Genomic DNA, 19451 nt, shown 5'->3' with positions numbered 1-19451 from the left:
GGCTTTGCTGATTGTTATGGCTGCAAGCGGACAATGGGGTCAGGGTAAAAAAGACTGCTAGCCATTTGCGCATGAGAATCTCCCGAATGTGGTCAGTTGAAAAATGCTACCACATCACCCGGCAATCACGAGGCTTTAACCGCCCCATTCGCCGAAGAAACAACGGCTTTCCAGGCTGGCGCGGGAACGCTCAGCCAATTCGGCGGCTTTGAGGCTTTCATCCAAGCTGTCGGCATCGGCTTGATAGCCCACTGCCATCATACTCATTGCCGTGCAATTTTCAGGCAGCTTAAACAAAGCTTTGGCTTTGGCGGCGTCAAAACCACCCATCTGATGCACCACCAAACCTAAAGCCGTGGCTTGCAGGGATAGACCCATGCTGGCTGCGCCGGTGTCGTATTGGGCATGGCGGTTGGGGCTGCCGTTGTGGCTGAAATGATCCATTGCAACGGCAAGGATCAGCACGGGTGCATTTTTTGCCCAAAGCTGGTTTTTTTCTGCCAGTGTTGCCAAGGCTTGTTGCCAAGCGGCTTCGTCACGGGCTTTGACAAACACCACAAAACGCCACGGCTGGTCGTTGAAGCACGAAGGCGACCAGCGCGCGGCTTCCAACAAGGCGGTCAAGTCGTCGTCGCTGACGGTTTTGTTGGCATCAAATGCGCGCGGACTCCAGCGGTTTTGCATTAATTCGTGGATGTGGGTTTCTGTGATGGCGGGTTTTTTGAGCATGGTCGGTTCCTGTATTAAATTGAATCGCTAAAAGTAAAGGCTGTGAGGTTGCGAAGCTAGCGCGTCAGCACGCCATCGCGGTAATCACGGAAAGCTTGTTCGATTTCCGCTTGAGTGTTCATCACAAACGGCCCGTATTGCACCACCGGTTCTTTGATGGGCGTGGCGGCAAGCAGCAAAAAACGGCTGTCGTTTATGGCTTGCAGGGTGATGCTATCGCCATTGTCAAGCCTGCCCAGCTGGCCTGCCTTTAAAACATCCTGTTCCGCACCCACCGCAAGCTGGCCTTGGTAAACATAGACCATCACCGTTTGTTGGACATCAACAGCGGATTCCAGTGTCTCTCCGGCTGCGATTTGCACATCAACATACAAAGGCCGGGTGCTGACGTTGTTGACCGCGCCGCGCACCGTTTGCCCTGCGTAGACAAAATCACCGGCGATAATTTTGGCGCTGCCGCCGTTTGTCAGCGCCAGTTGCGGAATTTCAGCGGCGTCATATTCTTGATAGCGTGGGTCGTTCATCTTCTCTTTGGCGGGCAAGTTGATCCACAACTGGAAACCGTGCATTTTGCCGTTGTCCTGTTCGGGCATTTCCGAGTGGAGAATACCCCGCGCCGCGCTCATCCATTGTACCGATCCGGCGCACAAATGGCCTTTGTTGCCCAGATGGTCGCGGTGCAACATGGCGCCTTCCAGCATGTAGGTGACGGTTTCAAAGCCACGGTGTGGGTGTTCGGGGAAGCCGGCAATATAATCGGCAGCTTCGTCCGAGCCAAATTCATCCAGCATTAAAAAGGGATCGAAAGCCTGTTTTTGTTGGGCATTCAAGCTGCGCTTCAGCTTAACGCCTGCGCCATCGGACGTGTCTTGCGCGTTGATGATTTGGCGAAGTGCGCGGATTTGTTTATTCATGACGGTTTTCCTCCCAAGTGTCCAGCAGGAGTTGGTCGCCCGACCATTTGCCGCCACCCATGATGGCTAAGGCCACCGTTGCCGCCAATAACGCCAAGGCGTATTCAATACCGTGATCGGTTAAGAAAAAGCCTTTGCCCCAGTGTACCCAAAACAGGGCGACCGCCATGGTTAAGGCGTTGGCGATGGCAGCGGGGCGGGTCAGCAAACCCAACATGAGCAGGACGCCGCCAAAAAATTCCGCGCCGCCAGCCAGCAAGGCCATCAAAAAACCGGGGTTTAAGCCGATTGAGGCCATCCACTGTCCTGTGCCTTCAAGTCCGTAACCACCAAACCAAGCAAACAATTTTTGTCCGCCGTGGGCTGCAAAGATCAAGCCAATTGGCAAGCGCAAGGCCAAAGCGGCAAAACCGCCGTGGGAAACAAGGCTTTTAGTGAATAAATCGTTCATAATAGACTCCTAATTGTTTAAATAATTACAACGACGGATGCATTGTAATCAGTGTATCTGAGCTAAAAAATCAAAATAAATTGCAAAAATAGTTCAAAAATTCTGATATTTACTGGGAGCGGTTATGAAATACCCCATCACCTTAGAAGCATTAGAGGTTTTAGATGCCATCGACAGCAAAGGCAGCTTTGCCGCCGCAGCCAATGCTTTGTACCGCGTACCTTCGGCAGTCACCTACACGGTACAGAAATTAGAGCAAGATTTGGATGTGGTGTTATTCGTCAAAGAGGGCAGGCGCGCGGTGTTGACCGAAGCGGGGCAATTGTTGCTCCAGCATGGGCGCGAGATTTTGCAAGCGACCGAACGCTTGGCGATTGCTACCAAAAACACCCACAGCGGTTTCGAACCGGTGTTTAACATCGCCATTGATTCGGTGTTGGCGTTTGATTTTATCTACCCGATTATCAACGGTTTTTACCAAGTATACCCCGATATAGAAATCAACCTTTACGAAGAAGTACTGGGCGGGACGGCAGAAGCGTTAACCAGCGGACGGGCGCAGTTGGTGTTGGGCGTCGGTGCGGAAGCGGTACAGGCGCGCGGGATTAATTCTGCGTCCTTGCGTTGGTTGGAATGGGTGTTTTGCGTAGCACCAGGCCACGCGCTTTTGGATGAGCCGCTACCACTGTCGCTATCCGCCATCGAACGCCACCGGTTTGTGGTGGTGCGCGATTCCGCGCGTCACCAAGCCGCACTCAGCCAGCGCCTGTTAAGCAGACGCCCCGTACTCAGCGTGCCGACCATTGCCGAAAAAATCACCGCCTTACGCCACGGCCTAGGCGTCGGCTATTTGCCCTTGCAGCGTGTGCAAGCCTATCTCGACCAAGGCCAGCTGGTGGCGTTGCCGGTCGACCACGCCGACACTTCGGCAGAGATGGTCATGGCTTGGAAGGCCAACAATCAGGGCAAGGTATTGGCCTGGTTTGTGGGCCAGATTGGGGAGGTTTTTTTGTAAGTTTTTTGGGGGTGGTGGGTAAATGTAGGTGATGTGTATCCTGCTAAGCGATGTTGATTTTGGAACAATCCCTGTTCCAAAAGTGCCATGTATTATTTGGGCGATATTATTTTTACGTTTGTTGAGCTGCATTCGGTGTTCCAAAAAAACAAATCCCATTTTTTTGTAGTACATTTTTCAACAGCCAATGAGTTTTCGCCTCCAAGTGATACATCAGTTACATACCTTCCGACAGTACAGCCGCCTAAGCTAATTAGAACCGAAAAAAATAAAAAATACTTACAGTAACCACGCATGTTAAATCGTTCCTTAATCATTGAATACAAATTACGAGTTCTATTTTGAGCTTGTCGATGTTCCAACGGTTAACGTTGATTCACTGCATTCTGTATTCCAGTAAAAGTTACCATATGTTTTTGTCGTGCATTTCTCAACTGTTAGCTGATTTGATCCTGTTGAGGTTACATTTGTTACATATCTGCCAACTGTGCAACCGTTTAATACAATGGCGGAAACCACTATAAGTAATGTTTTCATCTTTAATTCCCTCTGTTTTTAAAATTACAAATTTGATTCAATATATAGAATAGTTAGGTTTTGATTCTTTTCAGACCGCTTATTGCAAGTGCTTTTTGCACACCGTAAAAAGTTACAAATTAATTTTTATGCTAATTTATTCAGAGGCTAAATGGGATTTAGGTCTCTTTTAACTCTTTGGTTTGGTGTGCTTTGAATTATATACCATTTAACACCAATCGCCCACGCAAAATCCCAAGCTGTTCCGCAATTTCTTCTTCAGTATAAGCAACCGCCGCAAATTTTCCCCACACCGGCGCAGGCCAGGCGGCATCGCTTTGGTAACGCACTATATGGTGGATGTGCAGTTGCGGGACCATATTGCCGATGGCGGCAATGTTCATTTTGTCGGCTTGGTAGAGGTCGGCCAGCTGTTCTGCCAAGTAGCAGGATTCGGTCATCAGTTGTTGCTGTTGAGTGTGGTTCAGTTGATAAATCTCGCGGATGTCGGGTATTTCCGGCACTAGGATAAACCACGGATAGTGGTTATCATTCATCAGCAACAGGTGGCACAGTTTAAAACGGCCCACAAGTATGCAGTCTTCCTGAAGCCGGGGGTGGAGTTGAAAAGTCATGGCTTGCCTGTGGTTAAGCTAAAAGATTGAGTTTAACGTAATCTAAAAAAAATAATAACAAAGGTTGTCTTATGTCCGCTCAAAGCATTGCCCATTTGGATGGGGTTGAACCGCGCAAACGGTTGGTGTCGTTTCGGTGGTTGTTGGGGTTGTATGCGATTATTCCGGTTTGTCTGTTGCTGCAAGCCGTGGATGCCGGATTTTGGCAAGGTTATCTGCGTGATAATTTGCCCAGCAGCCCGTCGCATTTTCTGTTGTTCCAAGTTTTGTTTGGTACGCCACATATAGTTGCCAGCGCGGTGCTGTTGGTGACGAATGGCGAGTATGTGCAGCATTTTAAACGCAAGATTTTGCTGATGACAGCGGCGGTTGCGCTGGTGTTTGGCGTTGGCAGTTTGTTTATTCCGTATCGGGTGTTGTATATCGCGGTGGCCTGTTGGACGGTGTTGCATGTGTTAAAACAACAACATGGCGTGGCGCGTGGGGTGTGCCGTTTGCCGGATTGGGCTTACCATTTGTTGTTATGGCTGAGCGTGGCGGCGGGCATTTTTATTTATATCGGCATTTTTCTGAACAAAAGCTTGGATGCCGGACAAGTGGCGGTCATCAAGCAAGTGGCGGGCGTGTTGTGTGTGGCTTTATTGCTGGGTGCTGTAATTTGCCAGCAATACATAAACACGCGTTTCGGCAAGTGGTTTATGTGGGCCAACGTGGGTTTGGTGCTGAGCAGTTTTTATCTGTATGACCAGCAGTATTATTTTTTGGCGATTTTAGTACCGCGTTTTGTACATGATGCAACGGCTTATATTTTTTATGTTATCCACGATTACAACAAGCATTATGGTCATCCCAAAAATGGTTTTTACCGTTTTGCCCAAGCGTTTAAATTGCCTATTTTTCTGATGTTACCGGTGTTTACCTTTGCTTTGGCGTTTGTTTTACAGGCTTATGGTGATGGTTTCGTTAACTTGTTCACCCAACATATTTTTGGTGTTGAATTTAGAAAAGTCGTGACAGTGGGCTTGCTGGGCTATTTGGGTTTGCTGCATTACTACACCGAATCAATTACGTGGAAGCAGGATTCGCCGTATCGGCAGTTTATTGGCTTTAGTAAATAGTGGTCGCTACGCGACAGTTTGATTTTTTATCGGGTTCTCGCACCCGAAGGCGAGATACTTTTCTTTGGTCGGCCAAAGAAAAGTATCCAAAAGAAAGGCCGCCCTTTGCCGCTTTTTCCTGCGTGCCGGCGTTTTCATCGGAGGTCGGCAGATGAGGCTTCCAGCCTTACTACCGACTTGCGGCATCCCTGTCGCAACCCTATAGGGCTGTTACCGACGAAAACGCCGGTACTCGGCATGGCAAAAGGGAAATACACATCACTACTTATTGGCTGTGTAATAATCCGCCAAATCCTGCAAACGCTCCGGCGTGCCAATATCCATCCAAAATCCCTGAAAATGCTGTCCGCTGACTTGTCCGTTGTTCATGGCTTGGCGCAGTAGCGGTGCGAGTTTGCTTTTGCCGGGCGGGGTGTCTTTGAACAAATCGGGGTGATACAGACCGATGCCGCTGAAGGTGTATTTTTGCGCGGCGGTTGCCAGCAATTTGCCGTCTTCGGTCAGGCCGAAGTCGCCTTCGGGATGGTGTTCGGGGTTGTTTATCAGCACTAAATGCGCCAGATCAACGGTTTGCTTGTGCAAGTTGGCAAAAGGGAAGTCGGTGGCGATATCACCATTGACGACTAAAAACGGCTCGTTGCCCAATAAAGGCAAAGCGTTGACGATGCCACCTGCGGTTTCTAACGCTTCGGTTTCCGGCGAATAGGCAATGCTCACGCCAAATTGCTGGCCGTTGCCGAGTTGCTGTTCAATTTGCTGACCTAAATGTGCGTAGTTGATGACGATGTCGGTAAAACCGGCGGCGGCGAGTTGTTCTAGGGTGTAGACAATCAGCGGTTTGCCCAGCACGGGCAGCAGCGGCTTGGGGGTGTGATCGGTTAACGGGCGCATACGCTCGCCGCGCCCGGCGGCTAAGATCATCGCTTTCATGTCGATGCCCCCAGTTTGGGTGCAACCTGTGCCTGCAAAAATTCGCCAAAGGGGCTTAATTCTGGATAGTGTCCGCAAACTTGCAAGACGTAGTTTAAGGTGCGCGGAATGTCGTTGAGATAGTTGGACTTGCCGTCGCGCAAGTGCAAACGGGCAAAAATGCCGATGGCTTTCAAATGCCGCTGCATGCCCATTAAATCAAACCAGCGTTGGAATTGTTCGGGCGGACAATCAATCAATTTGGCTGCCAGTAATTGCTGGAAATAGTGGTCGCGAAATGCGGCGACTTGCTCGCTAGGCCAAGCAATATAGCAATCGCGCAGCAGCGATACGGCATCGTAAGTGATGGGGCCGATGACGGCATCTTGGAAGTCGATGACACCGGCTTGCTGGTCGGGTAGAACCATGAGGTTGCGTGAATGGAAATCCCGATGCACACAGGTGACAGGTTGCTCCAGTGCCGAAGCAATTAGCGTGTCGCAAACACCCGTCCAGAGCTTGTCAGGCAGGGTTGCATCCAAATACTGGTCGATAAACCATTCGGCGAAAATGCCCAGTTCGCGGGTCAGCAGGGCGTGGTCATAGCGGTTTAGCCCGCAAGTCGCTAGCGGTGTGTTGGTTTGCAGGCTTAATAGGCTGGCGAAGGCGTTGTTATATAAGGTGTCGACGTTGTCTTGATTGAGTTGGTCAAGAAAACATTGCGAGCCAAAATCTTCCAACAGCAAAAAGCCGTCGTCCAAGTTTTGCTGGTAGATGCGTGGCACCCTAACGCCAGCGGCAAGCATTAGCTCGGCGACATGGATAAAGGCGGCGGTGTTTTCTTTTTCGGGTGGCGCGTCCATGACAATCTGGTTGCCGTCCGCCGTCGCCACACGAAAGTAACGCCTAAAACTGGCATCGCTGGAAGCGGGAGCAAAGGCGTGTATCTCCAGTAACAAATCGTTCTCTAGCCAGTCTTTCAGGCTCAGTGTCCTCATATCGTCAAGTATCATGGTGTTCGGGTAGATTAGTTATAATGCTGTGCTAAATTAAGGTAGAATGCCATTCCCGCATTCTATTCGATAGTCGAACTATTACGCCAATAAACTTACATTTTCTATGTTTCGCCGTCTCTTTCTGGTTTTTTTGCTCTTAATCACCGCTTCTTTCAGTTTTGCCAACGATGATGCTTGGAACTGCCAGCAAGACCAAAATAGCCAGCAATGGGTTTGTTTGGGCGATACGGCTTCAGGCGGCGTTAAGCAAAACTTACCCTCAGAAAGTGCGGAACCTCCAACTGCAGTGGTTGAATCCGTTGCCGCGACGGTCATTACCCAGCCCGTGCCGGTTGTCGAGGCGAAACCTCGGCCTGTTGTAAAACCCAGTATTCCTGTTGCCCCTGTAACTGCTCCGGTGGTGAAAGTGCCTCCTGCCGAACCTGCCGCTCCAGCACCGGTCGCCGCTTGCGAAACTGGCACCTGCCAAGCGCCAGCCGCTGCCGAAGAAAGCAGCGTTAACCTAAACTTGCTGGGTGCGTCTTTCCAGCCCGATCAGGAAGCCATTTTCCGCACACTGTCCGCACGTTTTAAAACCGACCCTTGGGCGAACTGCTTGGCTGAACCCGGCACGCAAAAACGTATGTTACCGCAAGAAAATGCGCGCCAAAGTTCACCCCTCGACTTAAAATCTGACTATTCGGAAATTTTCGACAATGAAATCGGCAGCTACTTGGGCGACGTGGAATTGCGCCGCGACGACCAGCGCGCCTCTGCCCACAGCGCCAATTACGACAGCGTTTCTGAAACCTTAGAACTGCATGGCGATGTTTATTACAGCGAAAATGAACTGGCTGTCCATAGCGACACCGCCACCATTAAGTTCGCCTCCGACCAAGCCGTATTGCGCGACACCTTATTTATTGCCCCTGAAGCGCCCTTGCGAGGTTTTGCCAAAACCATTTACCGCGACAATAAATTTTTATCACGCTACCAAAACGTTTCTTACACCGGCTGCCGTCCTGGCAACCAAGATTGGGCAGTACACGCGGCAGAGCTGAAAGTTAACAAAGAATCGGGCAAAGGTTCAGCCAAAAACGCGTGGGTAGAATTTAAAGGCGTGCCGATTTTTTATTCGCCGTACTTGTCGTTTCCGGTCGATAACCGCAGACAATCGGGCTTTTTGGCACCGTCGTTCGGCACAACCGGTATCAGTGGCTTTAATACCACTATCCCTTATTATTGGAATATCGCGCCCAATTACGACGCGACCTTCCATCCGCATTATTTTGAAAAACGCGGTGTGTTGTTGGCAGGTAACTTCCGTTATCTGAGCGAAATGTCCAAAGGCAACGTCAACCTTGAATATTTGCCCGAAGACGAAATTTTGAAAGAATCGCGTTATTCAGGATCGTTTAAAAATACCAGCCAATTTTCACAAAACCTTTATTCCAACCTCGATTTAAATTACGTCTCCGACGACAACTACTTTAACGAACTGGGTAACGCGCTGATTTCACCCAGCAACAGCTTTGTAAAAAGTGCCGGTGATCTGAACTATGTCCGCGAAGGGATGGCCTTAAGCACACGCTTCGAAACTTACCAAGCCATTGATGCCACCTTGACGGGCGTGGGTCTGCCTTATGCGAAACTGCCGCAAGTTAACCTGAACTTTAACCATTCATTCGAAGGTATGCCGGTTGAAGCTTTGCTGGAAACTGAATCGGTCAACTTCCAGCATGTCAGCTTGGTTGATGGTCAGCGCGTCAACATCAAGCCTTCTTTAAGTTTTCCGTTGCAAACTGCCAGTGCGTATTTGACGCCTAAAGTTGCCGTGCAACATTCGGACTATTTTTTAAACCACCAAGCAGCAGGTGGCAGCGACCAGTTGACCCGCACCTTGCCGATCTTGTCGGCTGATACCGGCGTGCGTTTTGAGCGCGAACTCTCTATTGGCGACAGCAACAAACTGCACACCATTGAGCCGCGCCTGTTCTACTTGTACATACCTAAGGCAGAGCAAAACAACATTCCGGTGTTTGACAGCTCCTTGTACGACTTCTGGTTTGCCAGCCTGTTTAGGGAAAACCGTTTCAGTGGTTCCGACCGCATCCAAGATGCCAACCAAGTCAGCGCGGCGATCACTTCACGCTTGATCGACCCGAACACCGGCTTGGAAACGTTAAAACTGAACATTGGTCAGATTTTTTACTTCCAAAACCGCGATGTGACCATTCCTTTGCTGATTAATGGCGTTGTCTCCGAAAGTCCGGTTGAAACCAGCCAATACTCGCCTTTGGTGGCAGAATTGGGCAGCCAGCTTAACAAGCATTTCTCGATAGATTCGGGCGTGCAATGGGATCCTGAAACCAATGATTTTGTGCGTGGCAAAGCCGAATTGCATTTTGTCGGCCAGCCAGGCGAAATCCTGAATTTAGGGTATTTGTACCGGAAAAACCCACTGATTCCCGACCATAGCAACGACATCACCCAAACCGACATCACCATGCATTGGCCGGTTTACCAACAATGGTCTATCGTGGGCCGCTGGCAGTATTCTTGGTTGTATAACAACACCCAAGACAGCTTCTTCGGTGTCGAAAAAGAAAACTGTTGCTGGCGTTTCCGGGTCATTGGCAGACATTACCTGAACAGTTTAAACCGCACCACTTCAGCGGACATTAGCAACCTGAATGTGGACGGTTCGCCGCAGACCGGCGTGTTTTTCCAAGTTGAATTTAAAGGCCTGACCGGTGTCGGCGAAAAATTGGACCAATTCTTTGAAAAGAGCATTTATGGTTATAGGAGACCTTAATAACATGTTGAGCAAACCACTGCGCACTGCAATTCTTATGGCTTGGCTGGCGTTGCTGGCATTCAGCAGCTTTGGCTTGCGCGCGCAAATGCTTGATGACATTGTCGCCATCGTTGAAGATGATGTGATCTTAAGCAGCGAGCTGAACAAAGAAGTCTCCACCATTAAAGAACGGATCCAAGGCAGCGGCACACAGATGCCGCCGGACTACATTTTGCGTAAGCAAGTTTTGGAAAAGTTGATCGTCGACAAATTGCAGCGGCAATTGGCGGAACGCGCCGGTGTCACGGTGAGTGAAGAGATGCTTAACAGCTCGGTTGCCGATATTGCCCAGCGCAATAACATGAGTATTGACGAATTCCGTGCCGAACTGGAACGCCAAGGCATGTCGTTCCAAGAGTTTCTGAACAATATGCGTAATGAGATCAGCGTTAACCAGATTCGTGGACGTGAAATTGGCGGTCGCATTAAGGTGAGCGACAAGGAAGTTGAGCATTACATGGAAACCCAAGAAAGGGCGGGCGAAGAAGCCATCCAATACCACTTGGGGCATATTTTGATCGCCGTTAAAGAAGCGGCCTCGGCGGCGGAAATTCAAGAAGCCCAGAAAAAAACCGATGCACTGGTCAGTAAATTACGCGCCGGACAAGATTTTACCCAAACCGCCATCAGCTCTTCCAATGACAGCAACGCCTTAAAAGGTGGTGATTTAGGCTGGCGTACGCAGGGCAACATCCCCTCCTTGTTTGCCGATGTCATTGTACACATGGCGCGTGGCGACGTTTCCGAGCCTATCCGCAGCCCCAGTGGTTTTCACATCATTAAAATGTTGGATTTGAAAGGCCAGGATAACCACATCATCACTAAAACCAAGGTCCGCCATATCCTCATCAAAACCAATGATTTGATTGATGATAACGAAGCCCAAAAACGCCTGTTGGCTATTAAGGACAGAATTGCTAACGGCGACGATTTTACTGTTTTGGCAAGGGCGCACTCCGATGACAAAGGCTCTGCCATAAAAGGTGGCTTGTTAGATTGGGTTGGCCCTGGTGATTTGGTCAAGCCTTTTGAAGAAACCATGAACAAGCTCAGCATCAACCAAATCAGTGCACCCGTGCAAACCCAGTTTGGTTGGCATATCATCCAAGTTTTGGATCGTGAAAACAAAGACAACAGTTTGGAATTTAAAAAGAATTTAGTTAAAGACGCTATCCGCAAACGTAAAATTGAAGAAGAAACCGAATTGTGGATCAGACGCTTGCGCGACGAAGCCTATGTCGAGATTAATGAAAGCAAACTGTAACTGATGCCACTTAATTCATCGCCAATAGATAAATCCGCATGAACAACAGCGACAAAAACGCAGAATCGGCAGAAACCATTGTGCCTTTGGTGCAGCGCCTTCGGTGCAGCTTGGCGCAAAGCGGGCTGCGCCGCGAGCGCGACCAAGTCCAAGAATTGGCTGCTGAATTGGGTGTTGAAGTTTTGGACTGTGCTGCCGCTTTGTTGCGCCTGTTGACGCCGCCAGCCGAGCCTGTGGTGCAAACTTTGCCGAGCAATCCGCCTGTCAATAAAGCCGCCATCAGAATGGTGCGTTATCGGCTCGATGTTGGCAGCAAGCATCAGCTGAACATTGAAACACTCAAAAAAGTATTGGTTGAAGAATCAGGTGTTGATAAAAACAACATCAATAACGTCAACATTCATGGCCTGTATACCTTAATTGAATTGCCCGATGCCATGCCTCCGGATATTTTCCAGCATTTGAAGTTGGTGGAGATTAACCAGCGCAAACTGGACATCCGGCGCGTTAAAAACCGCAACAACAAGCGGCGCGGCTACCCGCAAGGCCGTCGCGACAAATCGCGTAGCCCTAAAAATCCATCACTTCAGACCGCTATCGAACCCTCCAGTAGCGAGGCCGTCTGAGCAGCTTTGTACTTAAGCCATGCTTTCTGGCTTTTTAATCTAACGGACGCCGCTATCCCTTTATGACCCCCATCAATTACGTAAACACCCCAGAGCAGTTGGACGAATTATGCGCCGCCATCGACCAAGCGCCTTGGATTGCTTTGGACACCGAGTTTTTGCGCGAAAAAACCTATTATCCGCTGTTTTGCCTGCTGCAAATCGCCACGCCCGAATGGGTCGCTTGCGTAGACCCGATTGCGCTGCCCAAACTCGACAAATTGTTTGCTGCCATCTACAACCCTAATATCGTCAAAGTCTTGCATTCCTGCCGGCAAGATTTGGAGATTTTTTTCCAAGAAACCGGCAAATTGCCCGCACCTATTTTTGATACCCAAGTGGCGGCGCCTTTGTTGGGTTTTCAGGACAACCCCGGTTATGCCATGCTGGTATCCAGCTTTTTGAACATCAACCTGAACAAAGCCCATACCCGCGCCGATTGGAGCAAGCGCCCGCTCACGCCCGCGCAAATTGAATATGCTGCGGATGATGTCATTTATCTTTGCCAGGTCTATCAGGTCATCCTGCAAAAATTGGCAGAATTGGGTCGCGCCGATTGGTTGAAACATGATTTTGCCGAACTGTCCAATCCGGCTTTTTACGAAGTGGATCCTGAAAAGGCTTGGCTAAGAATCAAAGGTAAAAATAAGCTCACCGGCAAACAGCTGTCTATCGTACAGGCAGTTGCCAACTGGCGCGAAAAACACGCGCAAAGCGAAAATCGCCCGAAAAGCTGGTTGTTGCGCGACGAGCTGATTTTTGATTTGGCAAAACTGCAACCTGAGACCACTGCCGAACTGGCAACCGTGCGCGGTATCAACGAGCGTGTTGTTCACAAGTACGGTAAAGAGCTTTGCCAATTGATTACCGATGCCAAAAACCGCCCGCCGATACCGCTTAACGAAAAAGGCCGTCCGGCAAAAAAAAGCCAACAGCAAGAAGCCATCCTCGATATTTTGACCGCTTGGGTGCGGGTTAGGGCCGAGGAAAACTTGCTCAATCCCAGCATTCTCGCCTCGCGCAAAGATTTGGAGGCGCTGTTGTTTAACGATAGCGATGACGAGGAAGAATGCCCTTTAATGCATGGTTGGCGTTATGCCATGGCGGGTAAGGAATTGGTGGGCTTGTTAAATGGCGAATTATGCTTGGCGATAGCCGGGGATAAGCTCACTATTATTGAAAAATCTTGCTAATACCTGCCAAAAACAGACATGATTGGCACACTAGCGCCTTATGCCATATCGACAGGGTGAATTTCCGTTCACTCTGTACAATTCCGTAAACACATTATTTGCCCCGCGCCCCACCTAAAAGGACGGCTAAGCCATGAGTTCGATAGACGACCCACAAGACACGCGCCAACAACTGCGCCAAGCGGCTTTGGAATATCACGAATTTCCTACGCCCGGAAAAATCAGCGTTATTCCCACCAAACTGCTGGCTAACCAGCGTGATCTGGCCTTGGCTTATTCACCCGGTGTGGCGGCGGCCTGTGAAGAAATTGTCAGTGATCCTGCCAACGTTTTTAAATACACCGCGCGCGGCAATTTGGTGGCAGTTATCACCAATGGCACAGCAGTGTTGGGTTTGGGCAATATTGGTGCCTTGGCGGCAAAGCCGGTTATGGAAGGTAAGGCGGTGTTGTTTAAAAAATTCGCCGGTATCGACGTGTTCGATATTGAAATCAACGAGACCGATCCCGACAAGCTTTGCGACATCATTGCTGCGTTAGAGCCGACGTTTGGCGGCATTAATCTGGAAGACATCAAAGCCCCTGAATGCTTTTATATCGAACGCAAGTTGCGCCAACGCATGGCGATTCCGGTCTTCCATGACGATCAGCATGGCACGGCGATTATCGTGGGCGCCGCCATTCTCAATGGCTTGGAAGTGGTGGGAAAAGACATCAAACATTGCAAATTGGTTGTCTCCGGCGCCGGTGCGGCGGCTTTGGCGTGCTTGGATTTGTTGGTCGATTTGGGCGTCTCCATCACCAATATTTATGTCACCGATTTGGCTGGCGTGGTCTATAAAGGCCGCACCGAGCTGATGGATGAAAAAAAATCCCGTTACGCGCAAGACACCTCCGCGCGCACCTTAGCCGAAGTGATTCCCGATGCGGACGTCTTCCTTGGTTTGTCGGCTGGAGGCGTACTGAAACCAGATATGGTTAAGGCAATGGCACCAAAACCGCTGATTTTGGCCTTGGCAAACCCTACGCCGGAGATTTTGCCTGAAGAAGTGAAGGCCGTACGCAGTGATGCCATCATCGCCACCGGACGCTCCGATTACCCCAACCAAGTCAACAACGTCTTGTGTTTCCCGTACATTTTCCGTGGCGCGCTCGATTGTGGCGCAACCACCGTCAACCGCCCTATGGGAGTTGCCGCCGTCCGCGCCATTGCGGATTTGGCTAAAGCCGAACAATCCGATATTGTCGCCCGCGCCTATGGCATCAGCAATTTGTCGTTTGGCCCCGACTACCTGATTCCGATGCCGTTCGATCCGCGCCTGATGGTACAAATTGCACCGGCGGTTGCAAAGGCCGCCGAAGAATCCGGTGTAGCCACCCGGCCGATTGCCGACATGCCAGGTTACATCGAACGCTTGCGTCAGTTTGCTTACCACAGCGGCACGTTTATGCGGCCTATTTTCCAAAACGCCAAAAAGGCTTTAGCTTCCAGCAAGCGCATTGTTTTTGCCGAAGGTGAGGATGAGCGCGTCTTGCGCGCCGTGCAAATTATGGTTGATGAAAAATTGGCTGAGCCGATTCTCATCGGGCGGCCTTCAGTGTTGCTGCAGCGTATCGAAAAGTTTGGCTTGCGGATTCGTCCCGATGTCGATTTTCAGGTGGTTAATCCTGAGTACGACGAGCGTTACCGCGATTTTTGGCAAACCTATTTCTCCATGACCGCCCGCAAAGGCGTGACTGAACAATATGCCAAACTGGAAATGCGCCGCCGCCATACTTTGATAGGTGCAATGCTGATCCACAAAGGTGATGCCGATGGCATGATTTGCGGTATGTTTGGCACTTTTTCCCTGCATTTGCATTACATTGACCAGGTCTTGGGCAAACAGCCTGGCGCCAATGTTTATGCGGCGATGAATTGTTTGGTGTTGTCTGATCGGCAAATTGTGCTTGTCGATACGCACATCAATCAAAACCCGAATGCCGAGCAGCTTGCTGAAATCACCATCATGGCGGCGGAACAGTTGCGCTTGTTTGGTTTGGTGCCGCGCGTGGCTTTGTTGTCACATTCCAATTTTGGTGGCAGCAACAGCGAATCGGCTCAAAAGGTACGCGCCGCTTTGGCGATCATTAAAGAAAGGGCGCCGGATTTGCAAATTGATGGGGAAATGCATGGCGACAAAGCCTTGGATTTTGACATGCTCAAACGTGCGATGCCCGACACGCCCTTAAAAGGCAGCGCCAACTTGTTGGTCTTGCCGAATATTGACGCCGCCAGTATTTCCTACAACCTGCTAAAAACAGCAGCGGGCAATGGTGTGGCAATCGGTCCCGTACTGTTGGGTTGCGCTAAGCCCGTACATATTCTGTCGGAGTCGGCGACAGTGCGTAGGATTGTTAATATGACGGCTTTGTGTGTGGTGGATGCGATTGACGGGCGGGGGTTATAGCCGATTGGCGATATTAAAATCGCAGCTAAGTGTTTGCTGTTCGGGAATGTAACCAATTTTGCATTCCCGTTTTTGTTTAATGAATAGTTTGCCTTGCGGCAAAAAACGACAGGCATAAAAAAGGCTATCCGAAGATAGCCTTTTTATTATATGGCGTCCCCAAGGGGGTTCGAACCCCTGTTCTCGCCGTGAAAGGGCGATGTCCTAGGCCGCTAGACGATGGGGACTAAAAACTTTTTTAGTCCGGCCTATTTACTTGCTAATTCAGAGGGAATTAAGCATAGATTGTTTTTCAAGTTGCCAACACAGTATCTACGATAGAGACCTGCAATTGGTGAACCACTAGCCATTGAAAAGATGGCGTCCCCAAGGGGGTTCGAACCCCTGTTCTCGCCGTGAAAGGGCGATGTCCTAGGCCGCTAGACGATGGGGACATTTGCTTAACTATTTATATTTTTAATTTTGGTGGAGCCAAGCGGAATCGAACCGCTGACCTCTTGCATGCCATGCAAGCGCTCTACCAATTGAGCTATGGCCCCTAGTTAAGAGCGAGCATTATACGGGTTTTTTAAAATAAAGCCAATAAAAATTTTCGACAATTAGGGTTGTTACGGTTTAATTCGCCTTGTTAAGGGTGTATATCTGGAAGATGCTGTGAAAAGTCATGCTTATGTTGGGTATTGACTCAATGCTGGTTGAATCAGTTATGGCTTTCGCTGCAGGCAAAATTAAGGGCAAAAAAAACCGCCATGAAAGGCGGTTTTTTTTTACTGCACGCAGCTAATTTAAAATTAAGCAGCGATTTGAGCTTTTTTGCGACGTGAAGAAGCAACCAGGCCAGCAAATGCAGAACCAAACAACCAAATGGCGGCAGGAACTGGCACAGCAGAGCTTTGGATTTCAACGCGTAAACCGGTTGGGTTGTTTGATAAGCCTTTAACGTTTTGTACAACGAACAACAAAGTGTTAACGCCAGAAACAAAATAGCTTTTGTCCACAGTCAGGTCGAACCAGTTGCTGAAGTTTGATGCTGTGCCAATCAAATGACCGTTCAAGAAAGCTTTGGCGTTGTTGTCAGCAGAAAAACGGCCAGTAAAATAAGCTTTGGTTGGGTCGCCAGTTAAAGTGAACGTGGTTTTCCAGTCGTATTTAGCAGCTTGGTTGGGGTCGTAGCTTTGGGTTCTGTTTGAAGTGAGTGTCAACCAATGGGAGTTGGCGTCATCAGCAATCCAAGCGTTTCCGCCTGTAGCGATGGGCACACCGATTGGTTTGCCGTTGCCAACTTGGGTAATGCCTTGGCCTGAAGTTGTTCCGTTTAAGTTACCAGTCACTTTTTGCCAAGAGTAGTTGGTATCCGCTTGACCATTGCTAAAACCAGCGCCGGTGCTGTACAAGCCAGGGATGCCGGCTGCGTTTGCTGTTGTTACCGCACCTAAGCTAGATGCAGCAAACAAAATTGCTAAAAATGTATTTTTCATAGTATGTCCTCTAGAGTTTTGTAATCAACCCGCTTAACGTTAAGCAGGTAATGGGGGGCGCGACCATAGACCAGTTAATCGCGTTTTATTTAGCTAATCCTTTAAGGCTTTTAGTCCGTTGTTAGGCGGATTAAGGTATGCGTCCTTAAATGGTTAGCGAAACAGAGCTAAGACGGCTTTTTGGTATAAAAGCAAATCTGTTTTCGCAATAGCAAAATAACATTTTTTTAAAAAAAGATCAATGGATCACAGATTTACAATATTTAGAGTAAATATTATTGATCTTTTTGTTGTTAGTGTGCTAGTGATTTTTGCTTTTTTATTGTGTTGTTAGCCATAAATCTAAAAAAGTTCTATGGTTGTTGTTTGGATGGCTTTAATGGCTTGGGCGCATCCAAGATTAAATTATGGTCATCAATTGTTAATTTTTTGCGTATGGAAACGCATTTTTATTAAAAAAAGCTTGAGATACATGCCTGTTTTTCCCTAGCGTTTAAGTTGGTCTTCTTTGCTATTAGACTAGCCACTATTTCGCTGGCGTGTGTGCGGCGTTGCTGTGGTACTGGTGGTATAATTTTCCGTTTTCAAAGTAAAAAATATCAGCTTATGACTCTGCATTCATTCGTGACGCCTCTTTGCCAGTTCTGCCTGTTGTTGGTATTGGCAAACCTTGTTGGCTGTGGGCAGCCTGGACCTTTGTATTTGCCCGCAAAAACACAGGCTCAAGCCACACCTGCGCCATCCTCACAACCGCCCTCAGAATCGACTAAAAAACAATAAATATGGATTATTTTAATGACCGCGACGGGCAATTGTTTGCCGAAGACGTTGCCATTGCCGATATTGCCCAGCAATTTGGCAGCCCTTGTTATATTTACTCAAAAGCCACGCTAGAAAAACATTGGCGTGCATTTGACCAAGCCTTCGGCAAGCAAGCGCATTTGATTTGCTACGCAGTTAAGGCCAATTCCAATTTGGCGGTGCTAAATGTGTTGGCGCGCCTTGGGTCTGGTTTTGACATCGTCTCACAAGGCGAGTTGGCGCGCGTATTGGCTGCCGGCGGCGATCCGCAAAAAATTGTCTTCTCGGGCGTGGGTAAGCGCGAAGACGAAATCCGTGAAGCTTTAAAAGTCGGCATCCGCTGTTTTAACGTGGAAGTCAGCGGCGAGTTGGACCGCATCAACCGCGTGGCGGGCGAATTGGGTGTTGTTGCGCCGGTGTCGTTCCGTGTGAATCCCGATGTTGACGCCAAGACCCATCCTTATATATCCACGGGCCTTAAAGAAAATAAATTTGGCATCGACATCAGCCAAGCCATGGCGGAATATCGCCGCGCGGCGGCTATGCCTCATATCAATGTGATTGGCATCGACTGTCACATTGGTTCGCAACTGACCGAAACCCGACCTTTCTTGGATGCACTCGATAAAGTGCTGGATTTGGTTGCTGCGCTTAAAAACGAAGGCATTGGTTTGCATCACCTCGATTTGGGCGGCGGCCTGGGCATTTGCTACAAAGAAGAGCAGCCCCCTGAACCTGCCGACTACATTAGCGCCTTGTTGGCGCGTTTGGGTGATACCGATATGGAGATTTTGCTGGAACCAGGCCGTGCTATTGTCGGTAATGCCGGTATTTTGCTGACGAAAGTGGAATACCTAAAGCCAACCGAACACAAAAATTTCGCCATTGTTGATGCGGCTATGAACGACTTGTTACGCCCTTCATTGTACGGTGCTTGGCAAAACATAATTCCCGTGCAACCGCATAACGAAGCAGAAACGCTGGACTGGGATATTGTCGGACCCGTTTGCGAAACCGGCGATTTTCTGGGCAAAAACCGCGCATTAGCACTTAAGCCTGGCGATCTGTTGGTGGTGCGTTCATCGGGCGCGTACGGTTTTAGCATGAGTTCAAACTACAACTCGCGTCCGCGCGTTGCCGAACTCATGGTCGATGGCGCACAAGTACATGTGGTGCGTGAACGGGAGGCGGTAACCCAGCTTTGGGCAGGAGAGCATTTGCTGCCCTAAGCGAAGCATAAAAAATTATCATTAAGTCTGGTTTATTTTTTTATGTTTCTATATAATGCCGCTCTTACCGCAAGGTAGCGTTGCCTCGGTGGCGAAATTGGTAGACGCAAGGGACTTAAAATCCCTCGGTGGTAACACCGTGCCGGTTCGACTCCGGCCCGAGGCACCAAAAAATTCAAGCACTTAGGTTTTTAACCAAGTGCTTTTTTTGTGCCTGATGGTTTCTCGATGTG

General features: G+C 49.2%; 16 protein-coding genes and 4 tRNA genes. 10 read left to right on the top strand and 10 right to left on the bottom strand.

Annotation, left to right across the window (positions count from 1 at the left end):
* Positions 1-135: 135 nt before the first annotated feature.
* Genes ACYQ1O_RS00370 through ACYQ1O_RS00360 form a run of 3 tightly spaced genes read right to left on the bottom strand, consistent with a single transcriptional unit; the run spans position 136 to position 2094 of the window.
* Positions 136-729 carry a nitroreductase family protein gene (locus tag ACYQ1O_RS00370; protein WP_459989479.1) on the bottom strand — a complete coding sequence of 198 codons (594 nt, stop codon included), beginning with the start codon at positions 727-729 and terminating at the stop codon, positions 136-138.
* A gap of 56 nt (positions 730-785) precedes the next feature.
* Positions 786-1643 (bottom strand): pirin family protein, encoded by an 858-nt coding sequence (locus ACYQ1O_RS00365; RefSeq protein WP_459989478.1) that lies wholly within the window; start codon positions 1641-1643, stop codon positions 786-788.
* Entirely contained in the window at positions 1636-2094 is a 459-nt protein-coding gene (locus ACYQ1O_RS00360) for a DoxX family protein (protein ID WP_459989477.1), read from the bottom strand. Before ACYQ1O_RS00360 ends, ACYQ1O_RS00365 begins: the two co-directional genes overlap by 8 nt.
* Positions 2095-2218: 124 nt before the next feature.
* On the opposite strand from ACYQ1O_RS00360, the gene ACYQ1O_RS00355 reads away from it, so the two are divergent.
* Positions 2219-3109 (top strand): LysR substrate-binding domain-containing protein, encoded by an 891-nt coding sequence (locus ACYQ1O_RS00355; protein ID WP_459989475.1) that lies wholly within the window; start codon positions 2219-2221, stop codon positions 3107-3109.
* Between the two features lie 734 nt (positions 3110-3843).
* Here ACYQ1O_RS00355 and ACYQ1O_RS00350 read toward each other — a convergent pair.
* The gene (locus tag ACYQ1O_RS00350; protein WP_459989473.1) at positions 3844-4260 is read right to left on the bottom strand and encodes an HIT domain-containing protein; all 417 of its coding nucleotides are present in this window, start codon (positions 4258-4260) and stop codon (positions 3844-3846) included.
* A gap of 71 nt (positions 4261-4331) precedes the next feature.
* On the opposite strand from ACYQ1O_RS00350, the gene ACYQ1O_RS00345 reads away from it, so the two are divergent.
* On the top strand, positions 4332-5378 hold the full coding sequence (locus ACYQ1O_RS00345; RefSeq protein WP_459989471.1) for a hypothetical protein: 1047 nt from the start codon (positions 4332-4334) through the stop codon (positions 5376-5378).
* Between the two features lie 261 nt (positions 5379-5639).
* Here ACYQ1O_RS00345 and murU read toward each other — a convergent pair whose 3' ends face one another.
* Positions 5640-6308, bottom strand: coding sequence for an N-acetylmuramate alpha-1-phosphate uridylyltransferase MurU (murU, locus tag ACYQ1O_RS00340; protein WP_459989469.1), 669 nt, complete (start codon positions 6306-6308; stop codon positions 5640-5642).
* Positions 6305-7300, bottom strand: a complete 996-nt coding sequence (locus tag ACYQ1O_RS00335; RefSeq protein ID WP_459989468.1) for an aminoglycoside phosphotransferase family protein — start codon at positions 7298-7300, stop codon at positions 6305-6307. The genes murU and ACYQ1O_RS00335 overlap by 4 nt, the downstream gene beginning before the upstream one ends.
* A gap of 106 nt (positions 7301-7406) precedes the next feature.
* On the opposite strand from ACYQ1O_RS00335, the gene ACYQ1O_RS00330 reads away from it, so the two are divergent.
* The 5 genes from ACYQ1O_RS00330 (at position 7407) to ACYQ1O_RS00310 (ending at position 15710) form a co-directional block, all read left to right on the top strand.
* Positions 7407-10097, top strand: a complete 2691-nt coding sequence (locus tag ACYQ1O_RS00330; RefSeq protein WP_459989467.1) for an LPS-assembly protein LptD — start codon at positions 7407-7409, stop codon at positions 10095-10097.
* A gap of 4 nt (positions 10098-10101) precedes the next feature.
* On the top strand, positions 10102-11403 hold the full coding sequence (locus ACYQ1O_RS00325; protein ID WP_459989466.1) for a peptidylprolyl isomerase: 1302 nt from the start codon (positions 10102-10104) through the stop codon (positions 11401-11403).
* 38 nt (positions 11404-11441) lie between these two features.
* The gene (locus ACYQ1O_RS00320) at positions 11442-12029 is read left to right on the top strand and encodes a DbpA RNA binding domain-containing protein (protein WP_459989465.1); all 588 of its coding nucleotides are present in this window, start codon (positions 11442-11444) and stop codon (positions 12027-12029) included.
* A gap of 62 nt (positions 12030-12091) precedes the next feature.
* Positions 12092-13261, top strand: coding sequence for a ribonuclease D (rnd, locus tag ACYQ1O_RS00315; protein ID WP_459989464.1), 1170 nt, complete (start codon positions 12092-12094; stop codon positions 13259-13261).
* Positions 13262-13394: 133 nt separating this feature from the next.
* A complete protein-coding gene (locus tag ACYQ1O_RS00310) occupies positions 13395-15710 on the top strand; it encodes an NADP-dependent malic enzyme (RefSeq protein ID WP_459989463.1) in 2316 nt (771 codons plus the stop codon).
* Between the two features lie 151 nt (positions 15711-15861).
* Here the strand turns inward: ACYQ1O_RS00310 and ACYQ1O_RS00305 are convergent.
* The 4 genes from ACYQ1O_RS00305 to ACYQ1O_RS00290 form a co-directional block, all read right to left on the bottom strand.
* Positions 15862-15937 (bottom strand) — tRNA-Glu (locus ACYQ1O_RS00305).
* A 131-nt stretch (positions 15938-16068) separates the two neighbouring features.
* Positions 16069-16144 (bottom strand) — tRNA-Glu (locus ACYQ1O_RS00300).
* Between the two features lie 29 nt (positions 16145-16173).
* Positions 16174-16249, bottom strand: a tRNA-Ala gene (locus ACYQ1O_RS00295).
* 252 nt (positions 16250-16501) lie between these two features.
* Positions 16502-17188, bottom strand: a complete 687-nt coding sequence (locus tag ACYQ1O_RS00290; RefSeq protein ID WP_459989461.1) for a VPLPA-CTERM sorting domain-containing protein — start codon at positions 17186-17188, stop codon at positions 16502-16504.
* A 606-nt stretch (positions 17189-17794) separates the two neighbouring features.
* Between ACYQ1O_RS00290 and lptM the strand changes: the two genes are divergently transcribed.
* From lptM to ACYQ1O_RS00275, 3 genes are all read left to right on the top strand, one after another.
* On the top strand, positions 17795-17968 hold the full coding sequence (lptM, locus tag ACYQ1O_RS00285; protein WP_459989460.1) for an LPS translocon maturation chaperone LptM: 174 nt from the start codon (positions 17795-17797) through the stop codon (positions 17966-17968).
* Positions 17969-17970: 2 nt separating this feature from the next.
* Positions 17971-19218, top strand: coding sequence for a diaminopimelate decarboxylase (gene lysA, locus ACYQ1O_RS00280; protein ID WP_459989459.1), 1248 nt, complete (start codon positions 17971-17973; stop codon positions 19216-19218).
* An 82-nt stretch (positions 19219-19300) separates the two neighbouring features.
* Positions 19301-19387: transfer RNA gene (locus ACYQ1O_RS00275), tRNA-Leu, on the top strand.
* Positions 19388-19451 lie beyond the last annotated feature (64 nt).

The sequence above is a fragment of the Methylosoma difficile genome, from assembly GCF_054657615.1.
This window is presented reverse-complemented; position numbering and strand designations above follow the sequence as displayed.